This window comes from Natronorubrum halobium, assembly GCF_051351675.1.
Taxonomy (GTDB): Archaea; Halobacteriota; Halobacteria; order Halobacteriales; family Natrialbaceae; genus Natronorubrum.
In genome coordinates this window covers 3,183,334-3,209,363 of sequence record NZ_CP195595.1, presented here as the reverse complement: position 1 = coordinate 3,209,363, position 26,030 = coordinate 3,183,334, and the positions used below count along the sequence as shown (strand labels likewise).

General features: G+C 64.8%; 27 protein-coding genes and 1 pseudogene. 14 read left to right on the top strand and 14 right to left on the bottom strand.

Annotated elements, in window-relative coordinates:
- Positions 1-35 precede the first annotated feature (35 nt).
- Positions 36-1,001, top strand: a complete 966-nt coding sequence (locus ACSFC7_RS15890) for an NADPH:quinone reductase (protein ID WP_436343798.1) — start codon at positions 36-38, stop codon at positions 999-1,001.
- Positions 1,002-1,215: 214 nt separating this feature from the next.
- A complete protein-coding gene (locus ACSFC7_RS15885) occupies positions 1,216-1,473 on the top strand; it encodes a DUF5789 family protein (protein WP_436343797.1) in 258 nt (85 codons plus the stop codon).
- Between the two features lie 90 nt (positions 1,474-1,563).
- On the opposite strand, the gene ACSFC7_RS15880 is transcribed toward ACSFC7_RS15885, so the two are convergent.
- Positions 1,564-2,571, bottom strand: coding sequence for a TIGR04024 family LLM class F420-dependent oxidoreductase (locus ACSFC7_RS15880; RefSeq protein WP_436347970.1), 1,008 nt, complete (start codon positions 2,569-2,571; stop codon positions 1,564-1,566).
- Positions 2,572-2,731: 160 nt separating this feature from the next.
- Positions 2,732-3,010, bottom strand: coding sequence for a hypothetical protein (locus ACSFC7_RS15875; RefSeq protein ID WP_436343796.1), 279 nt, complete (start codon positions 3,008-3,010; stop codon positions 2,732-2,734).
- Between the two features lie 98 nt (positions 3,011-3,108).
- On the opposite strand from ACSFC7_RS15875, the gene ACSFC7_RS15870 reads away from it, so the two are divergent.
- Positions 3,109-4,506: an FAD-binding oxidoreductase gene (locus tag ACSFC7_RS15870; protein WP_436343795.1), complete on the top strand. Its 1,398-nt coding sequence runs from the start codon at positions 3,109-3,111 to the stop codon at positions 4,504-4,506.
- A 99-nt stretch (positions 4,507-4,605) separates the two neighbouring features.
- Complete coding sequence (locus ACSFC7_RS15865; RefSeq protein ID WP_436343794.1) at positions 4,606-4,959, top strand: hypothetical protein; 354 nt, start codon at positions 4,606-4,608, stop codon at positions 4,957-4,959.
- Positions 4,960-5,011: 52 nt separating this feature from the next.
- Here the strand turns inward: ACSFC7_RS15865 and ACSFC7_RS15860 are convergent, their stop codons facing one another.
- Entirely contained in the window at positions 5,012-6,703 is a 1,692-nt protein-coding gene (locus ACSFC7_RS15860; protein ID WP_436343793.1) for a thiamine pyrophosphate-binding protein, read from the bottom strand.
- 143 nt (positions 6,704-6,846) lie between these two features.
- Here ACSFC7_RS15860 and ACSFC7_RS15855 point away from each other — a divergent pair, with 143 nt between their 5' ends.
- Together ACSFC7_RS15855 and ACSFC7_RS15850 are read left to right on the top strand one after the other, a co-directional pair.
- On the top strand, positions 6,847-7,707 hold the full coding sequence (locus tag ACSFC7_RS15855; RefSeq protein ID WP_436343792.1) for a UbiA family prenyltransferase: 861 nt from the start codon (positions 6,847-6,849) through the stop codon (positions 7,705-7,707).
- Positions 7,708-7,854: 147 nt separating this feature from the next.
- Positions 7,855-8,160, top strand: coding sequence for a HalOD1 output domain-containing protein (locus ACSFC7_RS15850; protein ID WP_436343791.1), 306 nt, complete (start codon positions 7,855-7,857; stop codon positions 8,158-8,160).
- A gap of 43 nt (positions 8,161-8,203) precedes the next feature.
- On the opposite strand, the gene ACSFC7_RS15845 is transcribed toward ACSFC7_RS15850, so the two are convergent.
- Positions 8,204-8,458, bottom strand: coding sequence for a hypothetical protein (locus ACSFC7_RS15845; protein WP_436343790.1), 255 nt, complete (start codon positions 8,456-8,458; stop codon positions 8,204-8,206).
- A gap of 359 nt (positions 8,459-8,817) precedes the next feature.
- On the opposite strand from ACSFC7_RS15845, the gene ACSFC7_RS15840 reads away from it, so the two are divergent.
- On the top strand, positions 8,818-9,462 hold the full coding sequence (locus ACSFC7_RS15840) for a LysE family translocator (protein WP_436343789.1): 645 nt from the start codon (positions 8,818-8,820) through the stop codon (positions 9,460-9,462).
- A 48-nt stretch (positions 9,463-9,510) separates the two neighbouring features.
- Here ACSFC7_RS15840 and ACSFC7_RS15835 read toward each other — a convergent pair whose 3' ends face one another.
- Entirely contained in the window at positions 9,511-10,413 is a 903-nt protein-coding gene (locus ACSFC7_RS15835; protein WP_436343788.1) for a hypothetical protein, read from the bottom strand.
- Positions 10,414-11,097: 684 nt separating this feature from the next.
- Here ACSFC7_RS15835 and ACSFC7_RS15830 point away from each other — a divergent pair.
- Positions 11,098-11,565: a GNAT family N-acetyltransferase gene (locus tag ACSFC7_RS15830; protein ID WP_436343787.1), complete on the top strand. Its 468-nt coding sequence runs from the start codon at positions 11,098-11,100 to the stop codon at positions 11,563-11,565.
- 71 nt (positions 11,566-11,636) lie between these two features.
- Here the strand turns inward: ACSFC7_RS15830 and ACSFC7_RS15825 are convergent, their stop codons facing one another.
- The gene (locus ACSFC7_RS15825; protein ID WP_436343786.1) at positions 11,637-12,815 is read right to left on the bottom strand and encodes a redox-regulated ATPase YchF; all 1,179 of its coding nucleotides are present in this window, start codon (positions 12,813-12,815) and stop codon (positions 11,637-11,639) included.
- Between the two features lie 154 nt (positions 12,816-12,969).
- Between ACSFC7_RS15825 and ACSFC7_RS15820 the strand changes: the two genes are divergently transcribed.
- On the top strand, positions 12,970-13,380 hold the full coding sequence (locus ACSFC7_RS15820; RefSeq protein ID WP_436343785.1) for a DUF2267 domain-containing protein: 411 nt from the start codon (positions 12,970-12,972) through the stop codon (positions 13,378-13,380).
- 18 nt (positions 13,381-13,398) lie between these two features.
- Here ACSFC7_RS15820 and ACSFC7_RS15815 read toward each other — a convergent pair whose 3' ends face one another.
- Positions 13,399-14,463 (bottom strand): DUF7344 domain-containing protein, encoded by a 1,065-nt coding sequence (locus ACSFC7_RS15815; protein WP_436343784.1) that lies wholly within the window; start codon positions 14,461-14,463, stop codon positions 13,399-13,401.
- A gap of 259 nt (positions 14,464-14,722) precedes the next feature.
- Between ACSFC7_RS15815 and ACSFC7_RS15810 the strand changes: the two genes are divergently transcribed.
- Positions 14,723-16,351 carry a hypothetical protein gene (locus tag ACSFC7_RS15810; RefSeq protein ID WP_436343783.1) on the top strand — a complete coding sequence of 543 codons (1,629 nt, stop codon included), beginning with the start codon at positions 14,723-14,725 and terminating at the stop codon, positions 16,349-16,351.
- A gap of 79 nt (positions 16,352-16,430) precedes the next feature.
- Here the strand turns inward: ACSFC7_RS15810 and ACSFC7_RS15805 are convergent, their stop codons facing one another.
- A complete protein-coding gene (locus ACSFC7_RS15805) occupies positions 16,431-17,162 on the bottom strand; it encodes an N-acetyltransferase family protein (protein ID WP_436343782.1) in 732 nt (243 codons plus the stop codon).
- A 318-nt stretch (positions 17,163-17,480) separates the two neighbouring features.
- On the opposite strand from ACSFC7_RS15805, the gene ACSFC7_RS15800 reads away from it, so the two are divergent.
- A complete protein-coding gene (locus ACSFC7_RS15800; protein WP_436343781.1) occupies positions 17,481-17,933 on the top strand; it encodes a hypothetical protein in 453 nt (150 codons plus the stop codon).
- 60 nt (positions 17,934-17,993) lie between these two features.
- Here ACSFC7_RS15800 and ACSFC7_RS15795 read toward each other — a convergent pair whose 3' ends face one another.
- The 6 genes and pseudogenes from ACSFC7_RS15795 to ACSFC7_RS15770 form a co-directional block, all read right to left on the bottom strand.
- Positions 17,994-18,557: a DUF7344 domain-containing protein gene (locus ACSFC7_RS15795; RefSeq protein WP_436343780.1), complete on the bottom strand. Its 564-nt coding sequence runs from the start codon at positions 18,555-18,557 to the stop codon at positions 17,994-17,996.
- 644 nt (positions 18,558-19,201) lie between these two features.
- Positions 19,202-19,894, bottom strand: a complete 693-nt coding sequence (locus tag ACSFC7_RS15790) for a helix-turn-helix domain-containing protein (protein ID WP_436343779.1) — start codon at positions 19,892-19,894, stop codon at positions 19,202-19,204.
- 358 nt (positions 19,895-20,252) lie between these two features.
- Entirely contained in the window at positions 20,253-22,592 is a 2,340-nt protein-coding gene (locus tag ACSFC7_RS15785) for a catalase (RefSeq protein ID WP_436343778.1), read from the bottom strand.
- 253 nt (positions 22,593-22,845) lie between these two features.
- A complete protein-coding gene (locus ACSFC7_RS15780; RefSeq protein WP_436343777.1) occupies positions 22,846-23,145 on the bottom strand; it encodes a hypothetical protein in 300 nt (99 codons plus the stop codon).
- A gap of 97 nt (positions 23,146-23,242) precedes the next feature.
- Positions 23,243-23,428: pseudogene (locus tag ACSFC7_RS15775) on the bottom strand (ATP-binding protein); the annotation flags it as partial.
- A 442-nt stretch (positions 23,429-23,870) separates the two neighbouring features.
- The gene (locus tag ACSFC7_RS15770) at positions 23,871-24,266 is read right to left on the bottom strand and encodes an SPW repeat domain-containing protein (RefSeq protein WP_436343776.1); all 396 of its coding nucleotides are present in this window, start codon (positions 24,264-24,266) and stop codon (positions 23,871-23,873) included.
- A gap of 242 nt (positions 24,267-24,508) precedes the next feature.
- Between ACSFC7_RS15770 and ACSFC7_RS15765 the strand changes: the two genes are divergently transcribed.
- The 3 genes from ACSFC7_RS15765 to ACSFC7_RS15755 all read left to right on the top strand — a co-directional run bounded on the left by ACSFC7_RS15765 (position 24,509) and on the right by ACSFC7_RS15755 (position 26,002).
- Positions 24,509-24,946, top strand: a complete 438-nt coding sequence (locus ACSFC7_RS15765; RefSeq protein WP_436343775.1) for a response regulator — start codon at positions 24,509-24,511, stop codon at positions 24,944-24,946.
- Between the two features lie 89 nt (positions 24,947-25,035).
- The gene (locus tag ACSFC7_RS15760; RefSeq protein ID WP_436343774.1) at positions 25,036-25,266 is read left to right on the top strand and encodes a hypothetical protein; all 231 of its coding nucleotides are present in this window, start codon (positions 25,036-25,038) and stop codon (positions 25,264-25,266) included.
- Positions 25,267-25,534: 268 nt separating this feature from the next.
- Positions 25,535-26,002 carry a response regulator gene (locus ACSFC7_RS15755; RefSeq protein WP_436343773.1) on the top strand — a complete coding sequence of 156 codons (468 nt, stop codon included), beginning with the start codon at positions 25,535-25,537 and terminating at the stop codon, positions 26,000-26,002.
- Positions 26,003-26,030: the final 28 nt, after the last annotated feature.

Sequence of the window (26,030 nt, the reverse complement as noted above, 5' to 3'; positions counted from 1 at the left end):
CCCTTATACGGCTCTACGGCGTGTGCTCGAGTATCATGCGCGCTGTACGCCTACACGAGCACGGTGACGCGGACGTACTGCAGGTAAACGACGTCGACCGACCGGAGCCGGCCGCCGACGAGTTGCTCGTCGAGGTGGCCGCCGCGGGGATCAACCCCGTCGACACCTACTTTCGAGACGGCTCGTACGAGCCGGTCGACGTGCCGTTTACGCCGGGCGTCGACCTCGCCGGTGTCGTCGCAGAGATCGGTTCGGACGTCGAGGCGTTCGCCGAAGGCGACCGCGTCTTCGGGACCGGTATCGGCAACGGCAGTGCCCAGGGTTCCTACGCCGAGTACGCGACGGTTCCCACGGACCGCGTCGTCCACCTCCCCGACGGCGCGGATCTGACCGAAGCGGGAGCCGCCGGGGTCGCGTGCGTCACCGCCTGGCGCGCGCTGATCGACCACGCCGACCTCGATCCCGCCGAACACTGTCTCGTCCACGGCGGCTCCGGCGGCGTGGGTCACGCGGCCGTCCAGATCGGGGCTGCTGTCAGCGCCCGAGTCATCACCACGGGTTCGGAGGGGTACCACGACGACCTCGAAGCCCTCGGTGCCGAGACCGTCCTCGACTACGCGCGCGACGATCTGGCCGATGCGGTTCTCGAGGCCAGCGACGGCGGGGTCGACGCGATTCTCGACCACCGACTGGACGACTACCTCCAGTTCGACGCCGACGTCGCCGCGACCGGCTGTCGCGTCGTCGGCATCGGCGAGAACAGCCCCGACCCCGCGTTCACGAACGACGGCGCGGCTCGCTCGAAGGACGTCAGCTACCAGTTCATGAGCATGTTCAACACGCCCGACCTGCGGGTACCGCTCCGGGGGGTCGCCCACCTCATGGCGACCGACGCGCTCGAGATCGAACTCGCGCGGAGATACGACCTCGAGGAGGCCTCGCAGGCCCAGGAGGACGTCATGAACGACAGTTTCCTCGGGAAGCTGGTTATCGAGCCGTAACCGAACGGTTCCGCAGCCGACGACCGGCATCTCGACCTCGACCGGCACCTCGACCTCGACCGGCATCTCGACCTCGACCGGCACCTCGACCTCGACCGGCATCTTGAAATCGTCCCCGAGAAACGCGGTCGGTAGCCGTAACTCGGCCGACTACGACTGTCCGGCGATCCGGGGTATCCATACGGCTATGCCGACGGCAACCGTGTCCAGTACTATGACACAGGATGTCAAGCTCAACGGTCTCGTGAACGTACTGGACGACCTCGAGTACCCGATCTCGCAGGCGGAAGTCGTCGAGCAGTGCGACGACGTGACGCTGATCCTCGCCGACGGGGAGGAGAACCTCGGCGAACTCGTCGCCGACTCGAGCGGGGACTCGTTCGAGTCGATGGACGACCTCGAGACCGAGGTGTTCAACCTCCTCCCTCGACACGCCGTCGGCGAACCGTACCAGTCCGAGGGCGAGGGATAACGGCTGATCGACGATCGGACGATCGATCGGCAGTCGGTCCCGCAACGGAACGCGTTTTCGGCACCCGACTCGAGCGACGGACAGCCGATCCTACACCAGATCGGCGACCGCTTCCATCGTCGTCTCCTTTTCGTCCTCGGTCATCTCGTTGACGAAGCCGACGCGGACGGCGTCGACCCCCTCGACATCGCCGTACGCTTCGACCCACTCGCGGACCTCGTCCGGCGTTCCCGCGGGAGCGAGTTCGTCGAGCAGTTCGTCGGGTAACTCGGCGGCCATCTTCTCCGTATCGCGATCCTGCCACGCCGCACGGACGTTTTCGACGACATCGGGATAGCCCTGCTCGGCGACCGAATCGCCGTAGTAGGGGCCGTAGGCACCCAGCATGAACGCGATCGTGCCGCGAGCTTTCCGGCGGGCGAGTTCGCGGTCCTCGCTCGCGATACCGCGGACGATCGGTGCCACGCGCAGGTCGTCGACGGTCCTGTCCGCGAGTTCGGCACCGCGGGCCAGATCCTCGAGTCGCTCCTCGAGGCCGTCCGTGGTGAACATCTGTGGCGTCCAGCCGTCGCCGAAGCGGCCGGCCATCTCGGTGGCCTTCGGGCCGAGCGTCCCGAGGTCGATCGGTGGCGGGTTCTCGGGGACCTCGCGCTCGTAGTTGAGGCCGGCGATCTCGAAGATCTCACCCTCGTAGGCGGGGCTGCCGTTCTCGTAAACCGACCGAATGACCTCGATGGTCTCACGCGTGCGGCGGAGCGGGCGATCGAACTCGAGGCCGTGCCAGCGCTCGGTGATCGCGGGGGAACTGGGTCCGAGACCGAGCCGGAATCGGCCCTCAGAGGCCTCGTGCAGCGTGAGAGCGGTCTGGGCAAGCATCGCGGGCGAGCGGCCGAACGGCGAGATAACGTCGTTCGTGATCCCCAGTTCGTCGGTGCGGTCGGCGGCGAGCGTGAGCACCGGGACGATGTTCCAGCCAGTCGTCTCGCCGACCGTGATGCGGTCGAAGCCCAGTTCTTCGGCTTGTACGGCCCGCTCGGCCACGTCCTGTGGCCGATCGTAGTCGTTGAGCCGCACCAGCAGGTCGAGATCGGCGTTCACGGTTCTCCCCTCCGCGCCGGTCGAATCGCTCGGCTGTCTGCCATCGTCCACTACCGCGTCAGCAATTCACATAAAGTTCAGCGTTCCCGATAGACGAAAGGTCTCGAGCGACGGGGGAGCCTGCCACGATGTGGACCAGCGGCGCCGACTCGAATCGAGCCTACGACTCGAGAATCGCCTCACAGCACTCCGCCGCCGCCTCCAGGTGTTCGGCCGCCTCCTCGTTGCCGGTCTCGTCGACCTCCGAGAGCAGGCGGTGGATCTTCTCGACGCGCTCGGCGATGGTTTCTTCGTCGAGGTCGCTCGTCGCGACGTCGCGAGCGATGGCTTCGGCCTCGCCGAGCCAGCGGTTGGCGTCTCGATCGATCGGTAACTCGGCGGTTTGCTCGAGAGAGGTGTGTAACTGCTCCGTTCGGCGTTCGAGGGAGTCGTCGGTCACGAAGGGACCTACGACGGTTTGTCACGTAGTGGTATTCCCGATTACCCGCTCCGGATACAGTGGGAAACGTTGATACGGAACGTGAACGACGTCCACGTATGACACACGACTGTTCGTTCCTCGAGGAGCTCGACCTCGCGGACGACCAGCTTTCGTTCGCGGAGGGACGTCGGGAGACGCACGCCGCCGACTGGGGCGCAGAACAGGACGGACGCGGCGTCCTTCCGGACGCCGTCGTCTGGCCGGAGACGACGGAAGACGTTTCGGCAGTCCTCGCGGCCGCAACCGACCACGGCGTGCCGGTTACGCCCTACGCGGCGGGAACCGGACTCGAGGGCAACGCCGTCCCGGCCCGTGGCGGAATCAGCATGGATCTGACCCGGATGGACGACGTGATCGACTACCGACCGGACGACTTCCAGATCGACGTCGGGCCCGGAATCATCGGCTCGGCCGTCGACGAGTACGTCGCCGACGACGGGCTGTTCTTCCCGCCGCTGCCCTCCTCGGGCGACATCTCGACGATCGGCGGGATGATCGCGACCGACGCCAGCGGCATGCAGACCGTCCAGTACGGCGAGGTCGCCGACTGGGTGCTCGGCCTCGAGGCCGTGTTAGCCGACGGCACCGTCATCGAGACGGGATCGCGGGCGATCAAGACCTCGAGCGGCTACAACCTGACCGAACTGCTCGTCGGCAGCGAGGGGACGCTGGCCGTCGTCACCAGGGCTACCCTCCGGTTGGCCGGCCGCCCCCAGCAGATCCGCGGCGGGCGAGCCATCTTCGAGACGCTCGACGACGCGACGGCAGCGGTTTTCGACGCCGTACGGACGGACGTCGACGTCGCCCGGATCGAACTCGTCGACGGGCTGAGCGCCCGGATGGCCAACGAGTATCTCGATTCCGGCCTGCCGGACGCGCCGATGGTCTTCCTCGAGTTCCACGCCAACCACGGCGTCGAGGAGGAGATCGACCTCTGCCGGACCATCTTCGAGGACCACGACGCGGCCCGCTTCGAGATGAGCGACGACGACGCGGAGATGGAGTCGCTCTGGCGGGCCCGTCGGGAGTTGGCCTACGCCGTTCAGAGCTACGATCCCGATCTACAGCCGCTTCACCCCGGCGACGTGACGGTCCCGATCAGCGCCTATCCGGAGATCGTCCACGAGGCCAAACGGCTGGAAGCGGAGTACGGGCTGCTCGTCCCCTGCTTCGGCCACGCGGGCGACGGCAACCTCCACTACAGCGTGCTGGTCGATCCGGACGATCCCGAGCAAGTCGAGCGCGGTGAACGGCTGTACGGGAAGATCGTCGAACAAGCGATGGCGATCGGCGGCACCTCGACGGGCGAACACGGCATCGGACAGGGCAAACGGAAGTTCCTCGAGGCTGAACACGGCGCGAGTGCGGTCGACGCGATGCGACGGGTCAAGCGGGCGCTAGATCCGACGGGGACGCTGAATCCGGAGAAGATCTTTCCGGACGAAGGGGAGTGAGCCCAGAGGAAGCGGCGTGACGAACCCCACTTGAGGGTCATCCGAACACGCCTCTCCTCGAACCCTACCTTTTTCATCGCCGTTCGATCAGTAGCTATCGTGACTCACGGGTTGGATCCGACGGAAGAGTACGACGGGTCGATCACGGTTCGGCTCCTGGACGACGACGCGGGAACGGAGGATATCAGCTGTTCGTCGTACGAGCGAGCGATCAACCTCGTTAGAGAGCGACAGCACTCGGTCACGGTAGCGAAGATAGTAGATCGAGACGGGACCGTCGTCTTCACCTCCGCGGAGATGGACATCGACGACTGGGAGAGCGTCTGGAGACGGGAAAAGCGCAGCCTCTCCGTGCACGTCGAGACGTACGACTGTCCCTACGACAACATCTCGTGTTTCGCCGACGATCTCTGCGTGCAGTGTCAGATCGACGAGGTTCGAGACCAGTACTGAGTCGTCCTCGAGTCAGTCGCCGATCGTCGATCGGAGACACGCACGACGACCCTCAGTCGTGCACTAACACGTCGAGCACGTCGGTTCCCTCGTGGGCCAGCGCCTCCTCGAGCGCCCCTTCGATCCCGTCCGGCGTCTCAACCTGTTCGGCCCGCGCACCGTGGCTCTCGGCGTTCTTGACCAGATCGACGGCCGGGTCGAAGTCCATGCCGGTGAACTCGTAGTCGGTCTCCTCGCCGCCCATCAGTTTGAGCGTGTTGTCCTTCAGGATGCGGTAGTTGCGGTTGTCCGAGATGACGACCGTGAGGTCGACGTCGTGACGGGCCGCGCTGTAGATGGAGTGTGGGTAGTAGAGGTAGGAGCCGTCGCCGATGAAGCCGATGACGTCTCGCGGGTCGTCGCGCTGGCCTTCGGCGACCGCCGCGCCCACGGAAGCGGGGAGCCCGTAGCCGAGCCCGCCGCCCTTGTTCGAGATGTACTGCTCGGGCGCGAGGTTCCAGCGGGTCAGCATGGCGTACTTCGAGGTCACGCCCTCGTCGACGATCGCGGCATCTCCAGCCACCCGCTCCATCGCGTCGACGAGTTCGGCCTTCGAGGCCCGCGGGTCGTCCTCGGCGTCGCCCTCGCCCATGCCGGCCATCTTCGCCTCGACCATCTCCTTGATCGCGCCGACGTTCTCGAGTCGCTCCTGAACGGTCTCCTCGGAGAGCTGTCCCTGAACGCGCTCGATGAGCCCCTGCAGAATCAGCCCGGGATCGCCGATGACGGCCGCGTCGGCGGGCTGGTTCTTGCCGACCTGCCAGTCGTCGTCGCTGACGTGGATACACGTGGTGTCCGGATCGACCAGCGCCTCCTCGTGACGAGTCAGCGTCGTGTTGGTCGAACAGCCGATAAACGCGACCGTGTCGGTATCCATCAGCATCGACGCGAGGTTCTCGTTCGGCGGGATGTAGGAGACCCACTGCTCGTGGTCGGTCGGGAAGTCCACCTCGGAGGAGAGGATCTCGCCGTGGACACGAGCCCCGGTCGCCTCCGCGAGTTCGACCGCCGCGGCGACCGCGTCCGCCCCCGAGCGCGCGACGTGGTCTCCGACGACCATCACCGGGTTGTCGGCGTCGACGAGCAGGTCGGCGGCGTGCTCGAGTTGGGCGGGATCCCCGCTTCCCGCGTTCGGAATCGCACCGAGTCGTTCGGGCTCGGCGTCGGTTTCGGCCAGCATCACGTCCAGCGGGAGGCCGAGGAAGACGGGACCGGTCGGCGGCGTCATCGCGACGCGGAACGCGCGTCGGAGCATCGTCGGCAGCGCCTCGACGTCTAACACCTCGTCGGACCACTTGCAGAACTGCTCGGCCATCCGGACCAGATCGCCCGAGAGGATGGGCTCCTCGTGGCGGAAGTCCGTGCTGTGGTTCCCGGCGGTGACGACCAGCGGCGCGCCGGCGATCTTGGCCGCGTAGAGGTTCCCCAGCCCGTGGGCCAGCCCCGGCGCGATGTGGAGATTCGCCACGCCGACCGGCGTGATCGACTCGTCGTGATGGGAGTGGTACCGTCGCGTCTGCGCGTAGCCCGAGGCCATGCCCACGGCGATATCCTCGTGGAGGCCCAGCACGTACTCGAGGTCGCTTCGGCCGATCGCGTCCACGATCGGAAGCTCCGTCGTGCCGGGATTGCCGAAGAGGTAGTCGACGCCGTAGGATTCGAGTGCGTCGGTGAAGAGATCAGCACCAGTATAGCCATCTGTCATGATCGATCGTGGCACGGGACGATACATCAAACTGTGTGTTTCGGCGCTCGGGACAGGTTCACGGGCTGTCACGTGCGGTATCCGCTTCCAGCGAGTTTCCTGCTGGGTAGGGTATTATATATCAGTTCGTTGTCGCTCGAGGCATGGCTCTCGCGAGAGGTGGACCCGGCGTCGGAGCGACTGCACAGGCGTTCTGGTCGCAGGTCCATCCGGTGTTCATGCTGCCCCCGCTCGCCGCGTCGCTGTTCGGCGTGATCCTCGCCGGCAGTCTCGAGCCGACGCTCGCCGCGGTCCACGTCGTCGCGATTTTTGCGGCGGTCTACACCGCCCACGTCAAGGACGGCTACGTCGACTTTCACGTCCGCGGTGAGGACGACGACCATCCGTTGACTGAACGCGGCTGTCGCGTCGGACTCGCCCTCTCGACGGCGACGTTCGCGCTGTGCTGTCTCCTCCTCTGGGTGGCCGTCGGCTGGATCGCGGTCGCGCTGACGCTGCCGACGTGGGCGATCGCCTACCACCACGCCCCGCAGCTCGATACGAACCCGCTCACGGCGACGACCGGCTATCCGCTCGGGATCGCGCTCTCGCTGCTCGGCGGCTTCTACGTGCAGATCGAGACGATCGCTGCCGTCCCGCTCGGGTTCGCCGTCGTCTTCCTCGTTTTGCTGTCGGGCATCAAAGTCGTCGACGACGCCCAGGACTACGACTACGACCGATCGATCGAAAAGCGGACCGTCGCCGTCACAGTCGGTCCACAGCGGGCGTACACGGTCGCGTACGGGCTGATGATGACCGCACTCCTCGTCGTGCTCGGCTTCGCCGTCGCTCGAGTGTTCCCACCGGCGACCGTCCTCGCGGCACTCGCCTTCGCCGTTATCGCCGCCATCGCTCGGCGAGCCACCCCCGATATCGCGACGATGTTGCTCGTTCGCGGGTCGTACGTCTTCCTGGCCGTCCTGATAGCTGCAGTCTGGTTCGAGCCGCTGTCGACGATCGGCTGACGACGCGGGATCTCGGCTCCCTCACGGAAGGGACCGGGACGCCGCGGACGGAGTTGGTATAATTCCGAGCAGGTCCGTTCGGAATGAGTTATTGTCCGTGATGAAATGCTACAACAGACTTTTCAGGTGCTTCGCCGAACGGGGGGTATGGGAGCACCCGATCACGAGAGCACACCAACCGGGGGCGAGACGATTCGAACGCAGTACGACTGGGCGGCGACTGCACCGAGTCAGGCCATCGTCGAGGCGGTCGCGACGGTCGAAGAGACGACCCCGGTAGCGCTTGTGCGTGAGACCGGAACCACGCTGTACGACCACGTCGATCCGGAGGCGCTCGATTTGCTCGTCGGCGGCGACCGGAACGGGTCCCTCGAGGTCGCGTTCGATATCGATTCCCTTCACATCACGATTGCGAGCGGCGGCCAGCTCGTGATCAGCGTCGGCGATCAGTGACCCGCCGGTAAGCGCGGTCGTCTCGAGTCGAGTGCCGTTCAAACTACAACAGGTACGGAACCCAGACCAGCACCAGCCACGAGCCAAGGATCACGACGCCGAATACGGCAAACAGCAGGCCGAACCACGATCGCTCCATGACCGTCGTCAGCTGATAGCCGCTGTAGGCCGCGCCGATCCCCGCGATCGGAACCAGCAGCGAGGCGACCGCCGACACGACCGCGCCGAGCAAATGCGGCATGCTCTCCTGTCCCGCGCGCTCGAGATCCTCCATCAGTGTCGGCCGTGATTCGTTCATCGCGTCGATCCGATATACGCGCTCGGAACTGTTAAGGTATCAGGTCTTTCACTATTTCTGAGAAACTAGTTCCGTCCCCGGAAACGAGCCAGTCGCGGATCGAGAGCGGGACGACCCGTTCGAAACCGTGTCGCGTTGTGCGGGGTAACGCACTCGCGATGAGAGTCCACTGGTCTACCCGCTCCGGCACTGCACCCACCCTCGAGAAGCCGCGCCGCTTTTGTCGCCGACCGCGAAACTGGTCGCTAGTGAGACGACAGCGAATCGTCGGCCGCGGGAGCCGCGAGCGGCTCCTCGCGGTCGCCCGCCACGGCAGCCGATCCGATCCGCGCGACAGCCCGCTCGAGGTGTAATCTCCGGTGCTCGAGATCGCAGCCGCCATCCTGATCGAACCGACGCTGCTCGCGGTCTACCTCGTAGCGGCGGGTGCGATGATCCTCTCGCCCGGGCCGGATACGCTCTACGTGCTCACCCGAAGCGTCGGTGACGGTCGCGACGCCGGAATCGCCTCCGCTACGGGGATCAGCGTCGGCGTACTCGTCCACACCCTCGCTGCGGTCGTCGGACTGTCCGCCGTGTTTCGGGCGTCGGAACTCGCGTTCGCCGCCGTCACCGTCGTCGGCGCGGCCTACCTCGTCTACCTGGGCGTTCGGACGATCCGCGACGACGGACTGCTGCTCGAGGACGACGCTCCCTCGACGGCGAGTCCGTTCCGGGAGGCCGTGCTGGTCAACGTGCTGAACCCGCAGGTCGCGCTGTTCTTCCTCGCGTTCCTGCCGCAGTTCGTCGACCGAACCGGCCACGTGCCGATGCAGCTGTCGATCCTCGGCGCGCTCTACGCGCTCGTGACCATGGGCTACCTCGCGACGGTGGCGGTCGGCTCGAGCGCCGTCCGGCGGATACTGTTCGCGCGACCGCGAGTCGCCGACGGCGTGCGGTGGCTCTCGGGACTTATCCTCGTCGGACTCGGACTCCGCCTGCTGCTCGGGAGCGTCGCCGGTTGAGCGGAGCCGTGCGTACAGCGACGTCGTCCCCGATGAGGAGTACGACGATCAGTCCTCGACTGCGTCTGCGGCCGAGGTCGGACAGCCCGCTGGGACGACGTTTTGCGGATCGGTACCGGTGCCAGCGAAATGTACCGTTCCGCCGTAGTGATCCGTCCAGCCGCCGCGGAACTCGTCGTCCCACTGCGTTTCGGTGACGACGATGGTGCTCCCCTCGTCCTCCGCGCCGGGAACGAACGAGTAGTTGTTCCCGTTCATCGCGAACTGGCTGTCTTTGACGAAGACCGGGCCCGGTGGCCACGCCCAGACCCCTCGTCCCTGACGGTGTTGTCGATCGTCGGTAACGGCGGCGACGCAGTTATCGACGATCCCGCGTGCGAGTCGGTAGTGGGCGATCCCGCAGTTCGCCGCGTAACAGTTCCGGAAGGTTACCATCCCGTCACCGTTGCCGCCCGGCGACGAGCAGTAGAAGGCGTTGTTGGCCATCTGTTGGACGTTCACCCGATCGATCGTCAGGTGCCCGTCGTGTTCGGGATCGACCCAGATTCCGATCCCACCTTCCGCTTCGTAAACCGCGCCGTCGCCGATCCACACGTTCTCGATACGGGCGCTCCCGCCGTCGGTGACGGCCGCACCGATCACGGTGTTGTCCTCCATGTCGACCTGCCCGCGGACGCCGACGTTTCGGATCGTCCACCCCGACCCGTACGCGACGATCGTCACGCCGGCACCGCACGCCGTGACGTCGAACAGCACGTTCTCGAGCGTCTCGTCGTCGTTCACGTAGACGACCTCGCGCTCGCCTTCGGGAACGGTGACGGTTTCGTACCCATCGTCCGACGCGCTGACCGTGCTCGTTCCGCCGAGCATCCCCGCAACGGTTGCGCCGGTCAGGGTGAGATACGATCGCCGGTTCAGAAACGGAGTATTCCGGATTCGTTCGGGATTCATCTGTTACGACTCAATAGCCAACGGTGAAGTTTTAAGAAATGATTATTGTCTTCAACAGTTGAAAAATCACTATTCGGTAATGAAATGTACTAATTACTGTTGTCGATATTTCGCGGACGTCGTAGCGAACGCTACGAAGGGCGGTCGCTCCCGAGGGAACGCTTCTGCCAGATCGATACGGTACCGCCTTCGTCCGTACAGACCGCCGCGTCCAGCTAGAACGCAGTGACCCGACGGGATCGAATTTGCACCGTGCGGCCGTCAGTTGGGACTCGTCATCTCGATACCGTCACCGTCCTCGAGTTCGTCGGCCAGTGATCGAAGGTGTTCGGCGGCTTCGTCACGACTGAGTTCGTCCGCGGCGAACGTTTTCTCCACCATGGACCTCTACGTACAGGAACGGGCGTAAAAGCCGTATACCTAACGAATAGCGTATTATCGGGGTAGTGATGGACGACATCCGACGAGAACTCGTCCAGCGGGTGGCAGCGGCTGACCGGGACGCGAATCGAGATATCTACGACGCGCTCGAAAACGAGTAGGGAGCAACGGCTCCGATTTTACCACTATTTATCAGGTTTCTGTACGACGGGGTCACAGAATCTCTCGTAGAGCAGATGCGTGACGTACCAGAGCCAAACACACCGAGCGAAACCTAAAGAGCGAGCGTTGAGGAATCCGCGTATGGAACTCGTCGAAGCTACCGCAGACGATCTCGATGCGCTCGTCGACCGTTGGTACGACCTCGCAACGGGGATGGAGAAGTACTCCGAGATGAACGATCTCGCCTACGCGGACGTTCACGAGGTCCCCGACGACGGCTTCCGCGCTCACCTCGATAACGAGGACATCACGGACTACCTCATCGTTCACGACAGCGAGACTATCGGCTTCGTCACGCTCCGCGAGGGCCGTCACCCTTCCCGGAAGTACTCGAAGTACCTTCGTATCGTGAACATCGCTATCGACGAGGACGACCGAAGTCAAGGCCACGGTACGGCGGTCGTCGAGCGCGTGAGAGAACTCGCTCGCGAGCGAGGATGTGACCATCTCAAAGTCTCCTGCGAATGGCAGAACGAGGGCGCACGCCGGTTTTACCGTAATACGAACTTCCAGCCGAAGCAAGTCGATTACGCACAGCCACTGGAGTGAGTCGAAGGACGCCCGTCTCTCTGGCTGCTCCAAACAGTATGAAAATATCGGCTCTCTGCGACAGGTGGTTATCAGTTAGTGCTAACGATCTTGATCACGTCGCCTTCCTCGAGTTCGTACCCGTCGCTGACTTCCCGACTCGACTTCGCGTTGACGGCGTGGAGGTAGCCGTCGCCGATGTCGGAGTGGACGGCGTAGGCGAGGTCGACGGGCGTCGAGCCGTCCGGCAGGAGGAAGGCGTCTGGAAGGACGTTCCCGCTCCCGTCGGACCACTTCGCGGCGTCCTCGACCGGGTAGGCCGTGAGGTACTCGAGCAACTCGTAGACCGCGTAGTTCAGCGCGGACTGTACGCCGGTGCCGTCCCACTCGCCCATCGTCTCGGCGAGTCCCTCGAGCGCCTCGCGCTGGGCGTCGGTGACGCCGTCGCCGATCTCGAGGCTCCCGTCGCCGGGGTCGTAGTCGACGAGCCCGTTCTCCGCGGCGCGGCGAAGGGCGAGTTCGCCCTCCGCAGTGGTGGGAATCACGGGTTTGTCGAGGTCGAGTAGCATCTCGACGTTTTCCTGGGGCGCGACGTCGATCTTGTTCGCCGCGACGACGATCGGCTTGGTCCGTTCGCGGACCAACCGCGCGAGTTCCTCGCGGTGGTCGTCCTCCCACTGGATCGGATCCTCGGGGTAGTCCAGTTCCCGAAGCACCTTCGCGATCTGTGTCGGCGACGCACCGAAGCCCGAGAGCATGTCAGCGAGGACGTCGTCGATGTCGAAATCGGGCGAGCGAGACTTGCGCTCGACGGACTCCCAGTTGTTCTCGACGATACCCGCGAGCCAGAGGTCCATCTCCTCCTCGACGAAGTCGATGTCCTCGAGCGGGTCGTGTTCGCCGATATCGACGGGTTCGCCCTTCTCGTTGGTCCCGCCGGAGGCGTCGATGACGTTGATAATGACGTCCGCGTTCGTGAGTTCGTCGAGGAACTGGTTGCCCAGTCCCTTCCCCTCGTGGGCGCCCGGCACCAGTCCCGCCACGTCGAGCAGTTCGATCGGGACGTAGCGCTTGCCGTCCTCGCAGTTGTCGGCGTTGCAGCGCTCCTCGCGCTCGAGGCAGGGACACTCCGTCCGGACGTAGCTGACTCCGCGGTTGGCGTCGATGGTCGTGAAGGGGTAGTTGGCGACGTCGACCTCCGCCATCGTCGCCGCGGTGTAGAACGTGGACTTGCCGGCGTTCGGTTTCCCGGCAAGCGCGATCGAAAGCATGCCTCTCCGTAGCATCGTCCCCTCAAACTGTCTTTCGGTTCCGTCACCCGTCACTGGCGGGTACGGACCGCCGCTCCGCTGAGCATCGGTTACCGGTGATACCCCTTCGACTGAAGGGTTCAGACTCACCAGTGACGCGCGTGGATGGGCACCCATGCAGTACGATGACTTCATCGGCGAGGTCCAACACCGTGCACAGCTCGACTCCCGAGAGGCCGCGCTGAGCAGTTCCCGTGCCACGCTAACGACGCTCTCCGAGCGAATCCAGCCCGGAGAGGCCGAGAACCTCGGCGCCCAGCTTCCCGAAGAGCTGGGCCGATTCCTCGAGGAGGTCGACGAGGTCGAACGGTTCGCGTTCGACGAGTTCGTCGACCGCGTCGCCGAGCGCGAGGAGATCGGCGACGACGATGCGGCCGACGCCGCCTTCCACGCACAGGTCGTCGTCGACGTCGTCGAGGAAGCCGTCACCGAGGGCGCGCTCGAGGATCTGAAAGAGCAGCTCCCCGACGACGAGGGGTACGACGAACTGTTCGAGATCGCGGAACACGAAGAGAGTCCCGCGTAGGTACGAAGAGAGGGACGGCTACCGGGTGCCCGGCTCGAACGATTCGAGCAGTGCTGACGCGTCGCGAACGCCTTCTTCGAAGACCGCGTGTTCCGGTGCGCTGACGCGATCGGCGTGAGGATCCCAGTCGATCGCTCGAACGGCATCCAGCAGCGGGAGCGTCGCGTGCCGGAGCGAGGCCACCGCGGTCGCAGCGGGCTGGTCGGTGTGGGCAGCGACGACGCGCGCGAGGTCGTCGAGCGACTGCGTTCCGTCGGCGTCGTGGTACAGATGCGCGAGGACGATGCGTGCTCGCTCGTCCCGCAGGACCTCGAGCACCGCCTCCGTCGTTTCCGGAACGGCTGCAACCCGTTCGACGCTCGGCTCGAGGTCGCCCGGTGACGGGGCCAACGGATCGGTTTCGTCGGGGACGATCGGTTCGGACGGAGCGGTAGCCTCGAGACTCGTCGCGGCCTCGCAGGATGCGACCGGACGGTCCGTAGCTGGTTCCGGAACGGTCACGGCGAGTGCGCTAGCCGACGCACCGGCGGTCGGCTCGAGGACCGTCTCGTCCTCGAGGTCGGCCGTCGCTTCGGACGCGGAAGTTCGTTCCGCGTCGTCGCGTGCGGACTCGCGCTCTCCCGTCGTCTCTCGAGCGGACTCGACCGCGCCCGTCGAATCGGTCGGGAGTATCCGCGGCGACGCGTGAACGGCCGCGACGAATCCGGTCGCGCCGCCGACCGCCGCGAGCGTCGTCACGAGCGACAGCGGTTCGTGGATCGTGCCGCCCTCGAGGGACACGTAAACCAACAGCCAGCCGCCGAGTCCGCAGGCGGCGACGATTCCGATCGAGACCCAGGTCGTGACCCGAAACCGGACGTCCGGCGAGACGTTTCGACTGGCCAGCCAGTAGCCGCCGGTTGCGAGTCCGGTCGGGACGAGAAACGAGACGAACAATTCGAGCGCGACGATCGGCTGTGCGGCCGGCGACGTGATCGTCTGGACGATACCGACGGTCGCGAGCGCGAGTCCCATCGCGACGATCGCGGCGCTCGACTCCCCCCACCCCTCCAACTCGTACCGCAGTGGGGTACTAAAACGCATACCTCTCCGTTCTCCGAACGGTCACATAAAGTATCGTGTTCGGCCGTCCCCCGTTCGTCGTAGCTGTGAGACGGCCGTCGCGATTGTCGATTTCCGGGATCAGGAGGTCCGAAGGCTCGAGTGGGGACCCTGTTAGTCCGCGCGAACGTCGCGTCGCGCGGCGGCTATCAGTGCGTCGACCCCTATCCGAAAGAAGTATGGTATCCCAGTTTACACGTCGATTCATGAATCGGGACGGTTCCACAGCGAACGATCGGGCATGAACGAACCCAGGATCCACCACGCCGTGCGAATTGCACGGACTGAGTGGACGCGCCACGCTCGCGAGATCGGCGGACCGTGGGCCGAACGGCCCGTTCGATCCGTTGCCCTGCTCGTCGCGACCGTCGTGCTCGGAGCGGCCGCTTACGTCGTCGGCCGCGATCTCGCTGCGGACGGAGCGGTCCCCCTCGGCGGGCCGTGGATCGTCTCGGCCGTCGCGTTCGTCTCGGTTGTGCTCCGAAGTGCACGGCTCACCCGCGACCGGTTCGAGCAACTATCTCCTGAATTACACCTCACCGCCGTCCCCGCATCCGTCCCGGCGCTCGGACTGTGCTGTTTCGTGTTCGCTCGAGTCGCCGCCACGCTCGCCCTGCCGACGGGTGGCGTCGCAGTGGGGGTCGCAGTCGGTCTCCGATCGCCGTCCGTCGCGCTCACGGTCGTCGTCGCGGTCGCGGGTCTGACGGCGGTCGCCGGCTCGTTCGGAACCGCCGGGAGACTCGCCGTCCACCTCGTCGGAATGCGGCTGGCTCGAGGCGGTTTCTACCGGGACCTGCTCGTCGTCTTCGGCTGGGTCCCCCTTGTCGCGCTGTGGCTCCTGTTACGGGAGACGTCGGTTTCGATCGCGCCCCTTCTGAGCGTCCTCGAGACGCAACCGGTGGCGTGGTTCGTCGACCTCGCGCTGGTCGGTGCCGGCGGCGGGATCGGTGTCGAACCGGGTCGGGCGCTGGGCGCACTGGGAATCGCCGTCCTCGCGGTCCCGACGCTCGTCGCTTCGACGACCGTTCTCGCTCGCCGCATCTGGGAGCGCGATCCGACCGGGGTGACGGAACCGCACGGCTCTCGCTCCCTCGTCGCTTCGGGGTGGTCCGAACGGCTGCTCGGCGGTCGAGTCTCGAGACCGGTTCTCACGGTCGCTCGAGTGCGTTGGCTTCGCGCGCGGCGAGTCCCGTACGGACTGCTGTCGATCGGATACGTCCTCCTGTTCGCGAGTCTCGTGCTCTTCCCGGTGTTCGGTATCCTCGAGGTTCCAACTCTGTTGCTGTTCGCGGTCGCCCTCGGACTCGCGGCCGGCTTCGCCTTCGGGACCGGTCCGATCGCGGTCGAGTACCAGGGGCTGCCGATGTTGCTCACGACGGTCGACGGACGGCAGTACGTCCGCGGCGTCGTGCTGGCCGCACTCGCCGCCGCCGTCCCGCTCGTCGCGGTCGTCGTTCTCCCGATCGGCGTGGTGAGTCCGGCCGGTGTCGCGGAGACGATCGGAATCGTCGGCTTCGGTATTGCCGTCGCTGCGTGTACCGCGACGGTCGCGCTGGCGATCGGCATGGACGTCGAGCGGTCGACGCTCGTCCCCGTTCCGTTCTTCTTCACCGACGTCCCGGTGTACGGCGAACTGGGGACAGCCTGGATCCGCAGAATGGGGAAAACGTTCGGGATCGTATCGCTCGCCGGCTCGCCGGCCTATCTGGGCAACGTGGCGACGGTTTACGAGGGGATTGCGGCGGTCGGGATACCGATCGCGGCCGTTCGAGTGAGCGCGCTGCTCGTCGGGACGGTCGTCGTTGTCGGGGTCTCGAGAGCGGCGTACGGGACCGCCCTCCGGCGATATCGGAGCTATCTGATCGGGTGAGAACGGGCGAATCGGTTCGACGCTCGCGAGGAGGACGAAGTACGCGTGTCGCACGGTACGGGAAACCGATCGGACGGCGTTACAGTTCGAGCGCCATCATCACCTCGTCGGCGTAGTGGCCGTTGAGCTTGTAGTGGTCCTCGCGGACGGCTTCGGTCTCCCAGTCGTGGGCCTCGAGGAACGCGATGGCGTCCTCGTTGCTCGATGGAACGCTCTGATAGACCCGTTCGTAGCCGTTGGAGCCGGCCCACTCGAGCCCGCGCGAGAGGAGGTGGGAGCCGATGCCGTGGGCGCGGTACTCCTCGATGACGCCGACGGTGAGCTCGGCGGTGTGGGAGAGCTTCTCCAGTTCCGGCGCGTGGAGGTGGACCCAGCCGACGACCTCGTCGTCGACGGTCGCGACGAAGAACATCCGGGACTCGATTTCGTTGTGCCGCAACAGGGCGTCCTGATGGTCGATCTCGTCGGCGACGCTCTCGGCCTCGATGTACGTCTTCTCTTCGGCGACCCGCCGAATCGCCCCGACGATCCCGGTGAGGTCTTCCTGACGAGCCGGCCGGATGTGGAACTCGAGATCCTCGGAGACGTACTCCTCTTCGGCCCCCGCGGCGATCGTCACCCGGAGCTTCCCGTCTTCTTCCTCGAGTCGTCCGTCGCGCTTGAGGATCGCCACGTGGTGTCGGAACCCGCTGGGGTCGATCGAGAGGGACTCCTGAACGTCGTCGGGATCGACGGCCCCGTGGCGCTCGACGTGCTCGTAGATCTGTTTGCGGTCGTCGTGGCCGAACTCGAGGGGTTCACTGGATGCCATGGGCCTAGGTAACACCTTACAATACTTAACCCTTGGCCGGCCGGTGGGCGGTCGCCTCCGCCGGGGATCTAGCGGGATCGTCTCCGGGGAACTGTCGGCCGTGTGACCGACGAGAGCGACGTCTCGGCGGTGCGGAGCAACGCGTCGGCGATGAGCGAACAGGAACTTAATAGCTCAACAGGTGAATCCGGAGAGCCTTTCGCGGACGGTCCCTCCAAGCGAGTACGTGAGATGACGATACGGCTCACTGACCGGCAGTGAACGGATCATCGACCCGGAGCGAGGTCGGAATCGGGTATCGATCTCACGTGTCCCCACATGATCGAAACGGACGTGGCGGTTGCTGGCGGTGCGCTCGTCCTCGCGGTAGCCACCGGACTGGTGGTCCACGAGTGGCTGCACGCACTGACCCTTCGACTCGCTCGGATCGACTACACGGTGACCTACTTTCCGGATCGGACCGACGGGGTCGTCGGTCTGCTGGCAAGTTGTCCGTGGGCGGTAGTCCGGCCGGATCCGACCGGCCGCGAACCCACCTGGCATCTTCGGGTTGCGGCGCTCTCCCCGTTCCTCCTGGCCGCACCCGTCTTCGCACTCGGAATGCGTGGCGTGCCGGTCGACTCGCCGATCCTGACTGCGGTCGGGATCGGCTGGCTGGCCTGTTCGATCCCCAGCCCACAGGACTTCTCGGTCGCCTTCTACGCTCACCGCGCCCTCAAGACCAAGGCCGCCCGCGAATCGAACACGGCACCCGCTTCCTGCGCCGACTGACGGTCGCCGCTTCGTCGTGTTCGCGCGGGCCGCTTACTCGAGTTCGCTATTCTACTCATGTCACGAGTCAACCGACACTGCGTAGACGTGCGCGGCAGTGACGGCGGCGAACGCCAGTACGGTGAACACCGATGCGACGAGCCACGGAATCGCGACGATACCACTCGCGATTACGGCGAGAAACAGCCCGCAACAGCCGACGGCCCCCGCGTATCGGTACGGCCACGGATCGCTCGAGTCCGACGCCTCGAGTCCCGCCAGATAGGGATCGAACCGGGGGGTGATCGACGTCGACGTGATCGTCCCGCGGTCTTTGTCGTAGTCGATGATCCCGCGCGTGTCGAGTTTCGGGAGATGCGACTGGTACAGCGAGATGTAGACGCGCTGGCGCTGGTCCGAGTGCAGATTCTCGACGGTCGTCTCGTGTTCCCAGGCGGCGACCTGTTCGGCGAGGTCGCTCAACAGCACCGGGTCGTCGTTCGCCCGAAGGTACCGGAGCGCGTCACGTCGTCGCCGTGTCTGTAAGATGTGATAGATATCGTCGGGCTCCAGTGAGTCGTCCGCCTCGGGGTCTCGAGACGTCTGCTCGCCGGCCTGCTGAGTTGGAGACGCAGTTGGCGCCATTGTCGATACTCTAACACCAGCAGAGGGCGAATAAGTATCTTCCCCGTTTCGGGAGCCCAACGGCTCCCGGTCTCGAACGTCTGGATGGTTCGAAAACGAGGGCGAGCCGTTCGTCGTCCCGCCTGAAACCGTTCAGAAGCGGCGATAGTACACGGTGGGACGGCTCGCGGAATCTAAAATAGGCGGCTACACAGCCACGAGCAGCCGCCGTGATTGAGCACGAGTGATCCACCGGCGCTTCGTCGCACGCGGTAGTGTGTCGCGGAGTCGGCGTCTCGCCGACATCGAATATTTGTTTCCGTCCAATAATAAAGCTACCTGTTGCGGTATATTCGCCTATACCGGAGTTCAAAGTGTACATTCGCCTCTCTTTGTCGATCTGTTCTCTGCACCAGAATATAATTCCCTCCGGAGACCCTGAAAATTTCCGGTCTGTGAGACCCGAGGATCGATAGTAGTTCCTCACCGCGAGTCACCGTCGCGATTCGGCGTGTCGTCGTTCAGTTCTCGAGCAGCGAGTACGGCACCGAGTCGGTCCGCCGGACACAGGCAGTCGACGCGCCCCAGTCGTCGCTCGTCGTGACAGGGACAGCGAGTCGTTCACGAGCGGCGTGACTCGGCCAGTCGTCGGCGGAATCGTGCGCTCAGGGATCGATCGCGGTCGGTTGCATTCGATCGGTCAACTCGGCGCTGACGAGCGAGGAGTGACACCGCCGAAGTCGTTCCGAGAGCGCCTGGTGAGAGACGTCGAGTTCGGCGGCGAGTTCCTTGAGCGTGATCTGGCGGGGAATATCGAAGTAGCCGAGTTCGTGGGCCTTGCAGATCGTCTCGTACTGCGTCTGGGTCAGGTGCGTCTGCGTGCTCTCGAAGTCGTCCATTCCGGTCAGTCGCGTGACTTCGACGTCGTAGTCGTACTGTTCGAACAGCGCGTAACACTCCGAGAGCGACTCCCGATCGTGAAAGAGCAACTTCACCGACCACGTTCCGTTCTCGCCGCAGGCCGCCAGAATGGCCCCGCCGTTCTCCGCGACGATCTGCTCGAACAGTTTGACACCGTCTCCGAACTCGAGTCTGAACAGCCAGCGGTCGCGGTCGTCGGATTCGGTCCCGTTTCGGAGGCTCCGCTCACCGTCCGTCAAACTCGCGATCACGTCGACCGACGGGTCCGCCTCGAGCGCCTCGTGAACGGTTCGGCGATCCGGACCGATGACCCAGACCAACGGCGGAGAATCCCCGATCATTCCACCGATCTGGCACTCGAACGTCGGCACCCGATCGAACGTCCGGGCGGCCCCGAGGCGATCAGCCGGAATCTCGAGTTCGACGACTGTCGTCATGCTCGAAACCCACCACAGAGACGTATAGACGCGTTGGGTTTCCGGTAGCCTTTCCCGCCACCCAATCGCCGTGACTCTCGTTTCGAGCGGAGTGTTTCGCGCGATGAATAGTCCAGCAACGCTAGCCGACCGCGGTCCGTCGCGGCGTCTCTCACGCACTGCAACCACCGAAAAGGCTATAGTATCAGTAAGTCCAAATATTTAGCAGACCGAGTGTGGAAACTGGGTCGACAGGGAATGCAGGTCGCGGTATCGCGTTTTCTCGTACTCACGACCCCTCGTAGCCTCGCTGATCGACCGTCGGTGCGTCGCGAACGCGGTCTCGAGACCGGAACTCGACGGAGACTCGGCCGAAACCCTACGCGGGAACCTCCTTCGGACTCCGTTCCCAGTGGCGGTGCTCGGCGATGGCGTCGACGAACGCCTCGGCGAACGCCTCGAGGTCGCCGTCGCGACTCGTCACGACGCCGTCCGCGGAGACGGGACCCTCTCCGTCGTCGGCGATCTCGATGTCGGGCAGTTCGACCGCCTCGAGCAACTCTGTTCCCTCGCCGAGCGCGGCGATCGGTTTCTTGTGCTTGAACGCCTCCGCGACGAAGTGTTTGGCGTCGCCCTGCTCGAGCAGCGCGTCGACGCTCTCGCCGCCGGGGACGAAGACGGCGTCGAAGAGGACTGATTCCGTCGTCACGTGGCTCTTGTCGGCCTCGACGGTATCGCCGCTCTCGGTTTCCTTGTCGCCGAGAATCTTCGAGACGATCTTCACGCGGGCGCCCTCGTCTTCCAGGGTGGATTCGATCGTCTCGAGGTGGTCGCTGTCGAAGCCGTCGTCGACGAGGACGGCGACCTTGCGGGTCTCGATCGTGTCGGGAGTTCGGTCCAGCATGCTGAGCGAGGGATCGGTTCGGTCGTGGTCGGCGATCTGATCGCCCGGTTCCTCGGGCGGTTCGATCCCGATCCCCTCCGCCACTCGCTTGGCGAACTCGTGGTCGACGTTGTTGAACATGTCGTAGACCATCCGCTCGCGGATCTCCACGCGGTCGACCTTCCCGAGTTCGAAGTGCGCGGCGTCGATGATGTTCTCCCTCTCGGGCTCGCTCATGCTGTTCCAGAACAGTCGCGCCTGATCGAAGTGATTCTGGAAGCTCTCGCTCCGGTTGCGAATCTTCTTCCCCTCGATCTTCTCGTTGTAGTGTTCGTAGCCCCCCTCCTGCTCGGAGACCTCCTGCGGATCGTCGTCGCCGATCGAGTTGGGCTTGTAGGAGGCCTTGCCTTGGTTGATCTCCTGGCGCATGAAGCCGGCGCGCTGGTTGTTGTGGCGTTCGGCGACCGGCCGGTTGATCGGGATCTCGTCCCAGTTGGCGCTGCCGAAGCGGTTGAGCTGGGTGTCCTGATAGGAGAACAGCCGGCCCTGCAGGAGCGGATCGTTCGAGAAGTCGATGCCCGGGACGACGTTCCCGGGGTGGAACGCGACCTGCTCGGTCTCGGCGAAGAAGTTGTCCGGCGTCTCGTTCAGGACCATCCGGCCGATCGGCTGGACGGGGACTTCGGTTTCGGGGACGATCTTCGTCGGATCGAGGACGTCGAAGTCGAACGCCTCGGCCTCCTCCTCGCCGAAGATCTGGACCCCGAGTTTCCACTCGGGTTCGTGACCGGCCTCGATGACGTCGTAGAGGTCCTGACGGTTGAAGTCCGGATTCTTGCCGGCGATCTTCTGGGTCTCGTCCCAGACCAGCTGGTTGGTGCCGAACTTCGGCGTCCAGTGGAACTTGACGAACTTCGAGTCGCCCTCGTCGTTGACCAGTCGGAAGGTGTGCACGCCGAAGCCCTGCATCATGCGGTAGGCGCGAGGCAGGGCTCGTCCGGAGAGCACCCACATGATCATGTGCGTGATCTCCGGTTTGAGCGAGGCGAAGTCCCAGAAGGTGTCGTGGGCCGCCGACGCCTGTGGCATCCCGTCGTCGGGTTCGGGTTTGATCGCGTGGACCAGATCCGGGAACTCCATCGCGTCCTGGATGAAGAAGACGGGGATGTTGTTCCCGACCAGGTCCCAGTTCCCCTCCTCGGTGTAGAACTTCGTGGCGAAGCCGCGGACGTCCCGGACCGTGTCCGCCGATCCCCGCGAGCCGACGACCGTCGAGAAGCGAACGAAAACGGGAGTCTTCTGGTCCGAGTCCGTGAGAACGGAGGCCTTCGTCAACTCCGAAACGTCGTCGAACCCCTCGAGGTCCGGATCCTCGTAGGGCTCGTAGTAGCCGTGGGCGCCCGTCCCGCGGGCGTGGACGACCCGCTCCGGGATCGACTCGTGGTCGAACTGGGTCATCTTCTCCCGGAAGTGGAAGTCCTCCATCAGCGTCGGCCCGCGCTCGGTCGCCTTGAGCGAGTTGTCGGTGTCGCTGACTTTGACGCCGTGGTCGGTCGTCAGGTCCTCCCCCTCGGCGTTCTCCCGAACGTCGTCGAGTTGCTCCTGCTTGCTGTTCTCGTCCATCTCTCCCTCGCGATCGTCGCTGGTTCCGGCCTGGCTCGAGGCCGATTCGGACGCCTCTCCGGAGCCGTCCGATCGCGGCTGCTGCGCGTCGGGGTCCGCGTCCGTATCGCCGTCTACGTTCGTACCGCTGTCCGCGTCCGGTCCACCGCCGTCAGTCGGTTCGTCCGATCGATTCGCCGTTTGGTCGTGCTCGGTAGGTTCGTCCGTAGTCATCGGTAAGTCGACGGTCAGGCATCCCGGCAGAGACACGAGTGATAACGCGGGGCGGGCGACCGCCGTACCGGCGTTTCGACTAACTGGGTGGTAATGCTCATCCAGTCATGTGCTTGCAACCCGTCGAGCGGGCCGGAACGAAGCCGCGGCCGTCCGGTCGAACCGATCGAGAATCGGACCGGCGTCGTGATTGCGAGCCACGTCGGTACCGATCGGCCGCCCTATCGACCGGTCTCGAACGGCAGCGCCGTCCTCAGATGGACTGCTGGTAGCCGCACGTCGGACACGTCATCATGCCGTCGGCGACCAGGAGGTAACTCCGCTCGCAGCGGGTACACGGACAGCCGACCGAAACGCCCGCCTGTCTGGCGATTGCACGGACCGTGTTCTCCAGCAACGGGAGCCGAGATTCGACCCGTTCCAGCCGAGCGGTGACGTCCCGCAGTTGGGACTCGGTGCGCTCGAGACGGGCGGTCGCGTCCGCGGGGTGCGGTCTCTCTCGTCGGTGGTCGCGTCTCCGGTCGTTCGTCCGTACGGGTATTCGAGGCGTCATCGAGGTGTGTACGCGTCCGGAAAAGATATCTGTATCACCTGGCTCTCGGCGCCGTAGAGTCGGCGAAAAACGGTCGGAATCGCACTCGAATCGCCGCCTACTGGGAATCTGTCGGGAGTGTAAACGAGAACATCGATCCCTCGCCGGGTTCGGAATCGACCCAGATCTCGCCGCCGTGGCGCTCGGCGATGCGCTGACAGAGCGCCAACCCGATGCCCGTTCCCTCGTACTCCTCGCGGCTGTGGAGTCGATCGAAGACGCTGAACACCCGCTCCTGGTCGTCGCGTGCGATGTAGGGAATCGCCGTCGCGAACTGTTCGGCTCTGGTTTCGTAGACGAGCGCGAGATGATCGTACGAGTCGTGTCCGGCGACCGATTCCACGGGGCCGGTGAATTCGGGACTCGATCGAAGCGCCTCGAGACCGCTCTCGATGCCGAGAAGATCATCCTCGGGGGTTTGTGTAGTTCGACTCATTATGTATCAGTCGAGTCGCTCGGCGTGTGGTGTGCGTGTCCGCGCTGGACCGACTGGGGTCCAGCGGTCGTCGTCCACCGTCGATACGGACGTCGGGAGCAGGTCGGGGACCAGTTGGGAACCTCGAGCACCGAGCCGCGAGCCATCGCAGGACGTCAGCCTCGAGTCGATACGACAACTGACAGGCCACAGCGGGATAAGAACACTGATCGTGGGTGGTTCTGACACGGCACTCGGACGGGCGTCGCGATCACGCACCGCTCGCTCTCGACCGCGTCAACTGCCAACTGCCGTAGAGGCTCCCGCCGGCCAGAATCGCCACGAGCGCGCCGGCGATCACGTTACTCCAGAGCAGCCGATCCGCGGTCACCTCGAGGACGAACGGTGCGGCGAGCACCCACAGGCCGAGGAGGGCGGCGAGCAGCGGTGCGGCGACGCTCGGCAGTGGGCCGCCGTCCGGCCAGGCGGCGGTGTACGCGGCGAACGCGGCAATCGCCCCGCCGGCGAGGACGTTGTTGATGATGATCGGTCCGGAGCCCGTCAGGAACACCCCCGACCAGAAGATCCAGGCCCCCAGCGCGGCGGCGAACGCGGCCGTCCGCACCGGAATCGGTGATCGATCGCTCGACGTGCGCGTGTTACTCATAGCCGTCCGTACGCTCCCAGCGGTGCTAAATGTGGACCAAGCATTGTGCCCGTCACACCGCTCGTCCGTGGCTCCGCGAAGCGCCTCGCACACTGACCGTCCGCGTCTCCGCGAAACGTTTCGGGACGATCACGGGCGGGTCCGGAGCGACTCGCTTCGGAACTGACGAGTGTTCACGCTCGCCACCATCGTAGCTTTACCCTCTCGGACGAAGTAGTGAGCATGACTACGGGGAGATGCAGATGAAGGGGGTGGTCGACATCTTATTGGTCGAGCCGAACCCCGGCGACACACGACTCTTCACCGAGAACTTTAGAGACGCGAAACTGCTGAACACCATCCACTCCGTCACCGACGGGGAGTCCGCCCTCGAGTTCGTCCACCAGCGCGGCGACTACGAGGACGCCCCGCAGCCGGATATCATTCTGCTCGAGCCACAGCTTCCCGGCCAGAGCGGCATGGAGGTCCTCGCCGAACTGAACGACGAGCCCGCGCTCTGTGAGATTCCCGTCGTCGTCCTCACGAGTTCGGAAGCCGGCGAAGAGATCGTCAAAAACCACGGTCTCGAGGCCGACTGCTACATCCGAAAACCGGTCGCCCCGGGCGAGTTCGTCGAGTTCGTGCAGTCACTCGAGGAGTTCTGGTTCGCGATCGTTCGAGATCCAGCCGAGGTCGACTGACCCCGCTATCCCCGACTGAGGCGGTCGGATGCACGTTCCGGTCGGGTCTCCCCAACACCGTTTTCGGTGTTCGACCCCTATCCGTACCAATGACACACCCCGCATCTACCGCGGATCGACCGCCCACCAGCAAGGCCGTACTGTACTGCTTCGAGTGTGGACACGAGAGTCCGTTCGACGGCGACTGGATCGTCCAGCAGAGCCGTGACTGCAACCGATACGACTGTCCCGACTGTGGCACGACGATCACCGTTCGGCCGAGGGACTCGGCTCGAGCAGCTGACGGACACACCACGTCCTGTTACTGCGCTGGAGACTGAGTAGCCGGTCGAGTCGCTCGCTACTCGCGCGAGCCCCTCGCAACGACCGATTCTGTAGCGTGCGGCGGTTGGGACGAGAAGCCGGCTACCGGTTGCCACGCAGCCGAGGGCCTCTACTGCCGTCGAGTTCGGAGTCGATCTGGTATCGTCCCGTTAGCGACCGCGACGAGGGATGTACCGGCTGCCATCGAGTCCGACGAGACGGATTCGAAGACTGTGTCGGGACCGTTAGAGTTGGTGTTATACGCTTGCAGCATCATGCTCGTATATGGCTTCAGCAGACGAGGAGGGGGACGACACTCTCGGGGAGACGATCGACATCTTACTGGTCGAGCCGAACCCCGGCGATACCCGTCTTTTCGAGGAGAATTTCAGAGACGCGAAGCTCATGAACGCCATTCACGCCGTCAGCGACGGTGAGGAAGCGCTCGAGTTCGTCTACCAGCGCAACGAGTACGCGGACGCCCCGCGCCCGGATCTGATCCTGCTCGAGCCACAGCTTCCCGGCCAGAGCGGAATGGAGGTCCTCTCCGCGCTGAACGACGAGCCCGCGCTCTGTGAGATTCCCGTCGTCGTCCTCACGAGTTCGGAAGCCGGCGAAGAGATCGTCAAAAACCACGGTCTCGAGGCCGACGGCTATATCCAGAAACCGGTAGAAACCGAGGAGTTCATCGAATTCGTTCAGGAGGTCGAGGAGTTCTGGTTCGCGATCGTCAAAACCGAACCCGCCGACTGAGCCCGTCCGAACCGTCTCCCGACCGCAA

Excerpts from the sequence above, each read along its gene's own strand:
- ACSFC7_RS15820 (WP_436343785.1), top strand. The coding sequence starts at position 12,970 with ATGCAGTACGATGACTTCATCGGCGAGGTCCAACACCGTGCACAGCTC.
- ACSFC7_RS15830 (WP_436343787.1), top strand. The coding sequence starts at position 11,098 with ATGGAACTCGTCGAAGCTACCGCAGACGATCTCGATGCGCTCGTCGAC.
- ACSFC7_RS15760 (WP_436343774.1), top strand. The coding sequence starts at position 25,036 with ATGACACACCCCGCATCTACCGCGGATCGACCGCCCACCAGCAAGGCC.
- ACSFC7_RS15810 (WP_436343783.1), top strand. The coding sequence starts at position 14,723 with ATGAACGAACCCAGGATCCACCACGCCGTGCGAATTGCACGGACTGAG.
- ACSFC7_RS15845 (WP_436343790.1), bottom strand. The coding sequence starts at position 8,458 with ATGAACGAATCACGGCCGACACTGATGGAGGATCTCGAGCGCGCGGGA.
- ACSFC7_RS15795 (WP_436343780.1), bottom strand. The coding sequence starts at position 18,557 with ATGGCGCCAACTGCGTCTCCAACTCAGCAGGCCGGCGAGCAGACGTCT.
- ACSFC7_RS15765 (WP_436343775.1), top strand. The coding sequence starts at position 24,509 with ATGAAGGGGGTGGTCGACATCTTATTGGTCGAGCCGAACCCCGGCGAC.
- ACSFC7_RS15860 (WP_436343793.1), bottom strand. The coding sequence starts at position 6,703 with ATGACAGATGGCTATACTGGTGCTGATCTCTTCACCGACGCACTCGAA.
- ACSFC7_RS15835 (WP_436343788.1), bottom strand. The coding sequence starts at position 10,413 with ATGAATCCCGAACGAATCCGGAATACTCCGTTTCTGAACCGGCGATCG.
- ACSFC7_RS15870 (WP_436343795.1), top strand. The coding sequence starts at position 3,109 with ATGACACACGACTGTTCGTTCCTCGAGGAGCTCGACCTCGCGGACGAC.
- ACSFC7_RS15805 (WP_436343782.1), bottom strand. The coding sequence starts at position 17,162 with ATGGCATCCAGTGAACCCCTCGAGTTCGGCCACGACGACCGCAAACAG.
- ACSFC7_RS15885 (WP_436343797.1), top strand. The coding sequence starts at position 1,216 with ATGACACAGGATGTCAAGCTCAACGGTCTCGTGAACGTACTGGACGAC.
- ACSFC7_RS15755 (WP_436343773.1), top strand. The coding sequence starts at position 25,535 with ATGGCTTCAGCAGACGAGGAGGGGGACGACACTCTCGGGGAGACGATC.
- ACSFC7_RS15815 (WP_436343784.1), bottom strand. The coding sequence starts at position 14,463 with ATGCGTTTTAGTACCCCACTGCGGTACGAGTTGGAGGGGTGGGGGGAG.
- ACSFC7_RS15850 (WP_436343791.1), top strand. The coding sequence starts at position 7,855 with ATGGGAGCACCCGATCACGAGAGCACACCAACCGGGGGCGAGACGATT.
- ACSFC7_RS15790 (WP_436343779.1), bottom strand. The coding sequence starts at position 19,894 with ATGACGACAGTCGTCGAACTCGAGATTCCGGCTGATCGCCTCGGGGCC.
- ACSFC7_RS15780 (WP_436343777.1), bottom strand. The coding sequence starts at position 23,145 with ATGACGCCTCGAATACCCGTACGGACGAACGACCGGAGACGCGACCAC.
- ACSFC7_RS15770 (WP_436343776.1), bottom strand. The coding sequence starts at position 24,266 with ATGAGTAACACGCGCACGTCGAGCGATCGATCACCGATTCCGGTGCGG.
- ACSFC7_RS15825 (WP_436343786.1), bottom strand. The coding sequence starts at position 12,815 with ATGCTTTCGATCGCGCTTGCCGGGAAACCGAACGCCGGCAAGTCCACG.
- ACSFC7_RS15785 (WP_436343778.1), bottom strand. The coding sequence starts at position 22,592 with ATGACTACGGACGAACCTACCGAGCACGACCAAACGGCGAATCGATCG.
- ACSFC7_RS15890 (WP_436343798.1), top strand. The coding sequence starts at position 36 with ATGCGCGCTGTACGCCTACACGAGCACGGTGACGCGGACGTACTGCAG.
- ACSFC7_RS15800 (WP_436343781.1), top strand. The coding sequence starts at position 17,481 with ATGATCGAAACGGACGTGGCGGTTGCTGGCGGTGCGCTCGTCCTCGCG.
- ACSFC7_RS15855 (WP_436343792.1), top strand. The coding sequence starts at position 6,847 with ATGGCTCTCGCGAGAGGTGGACCCGGCGTCGGAGCGACTGCACAGGCG.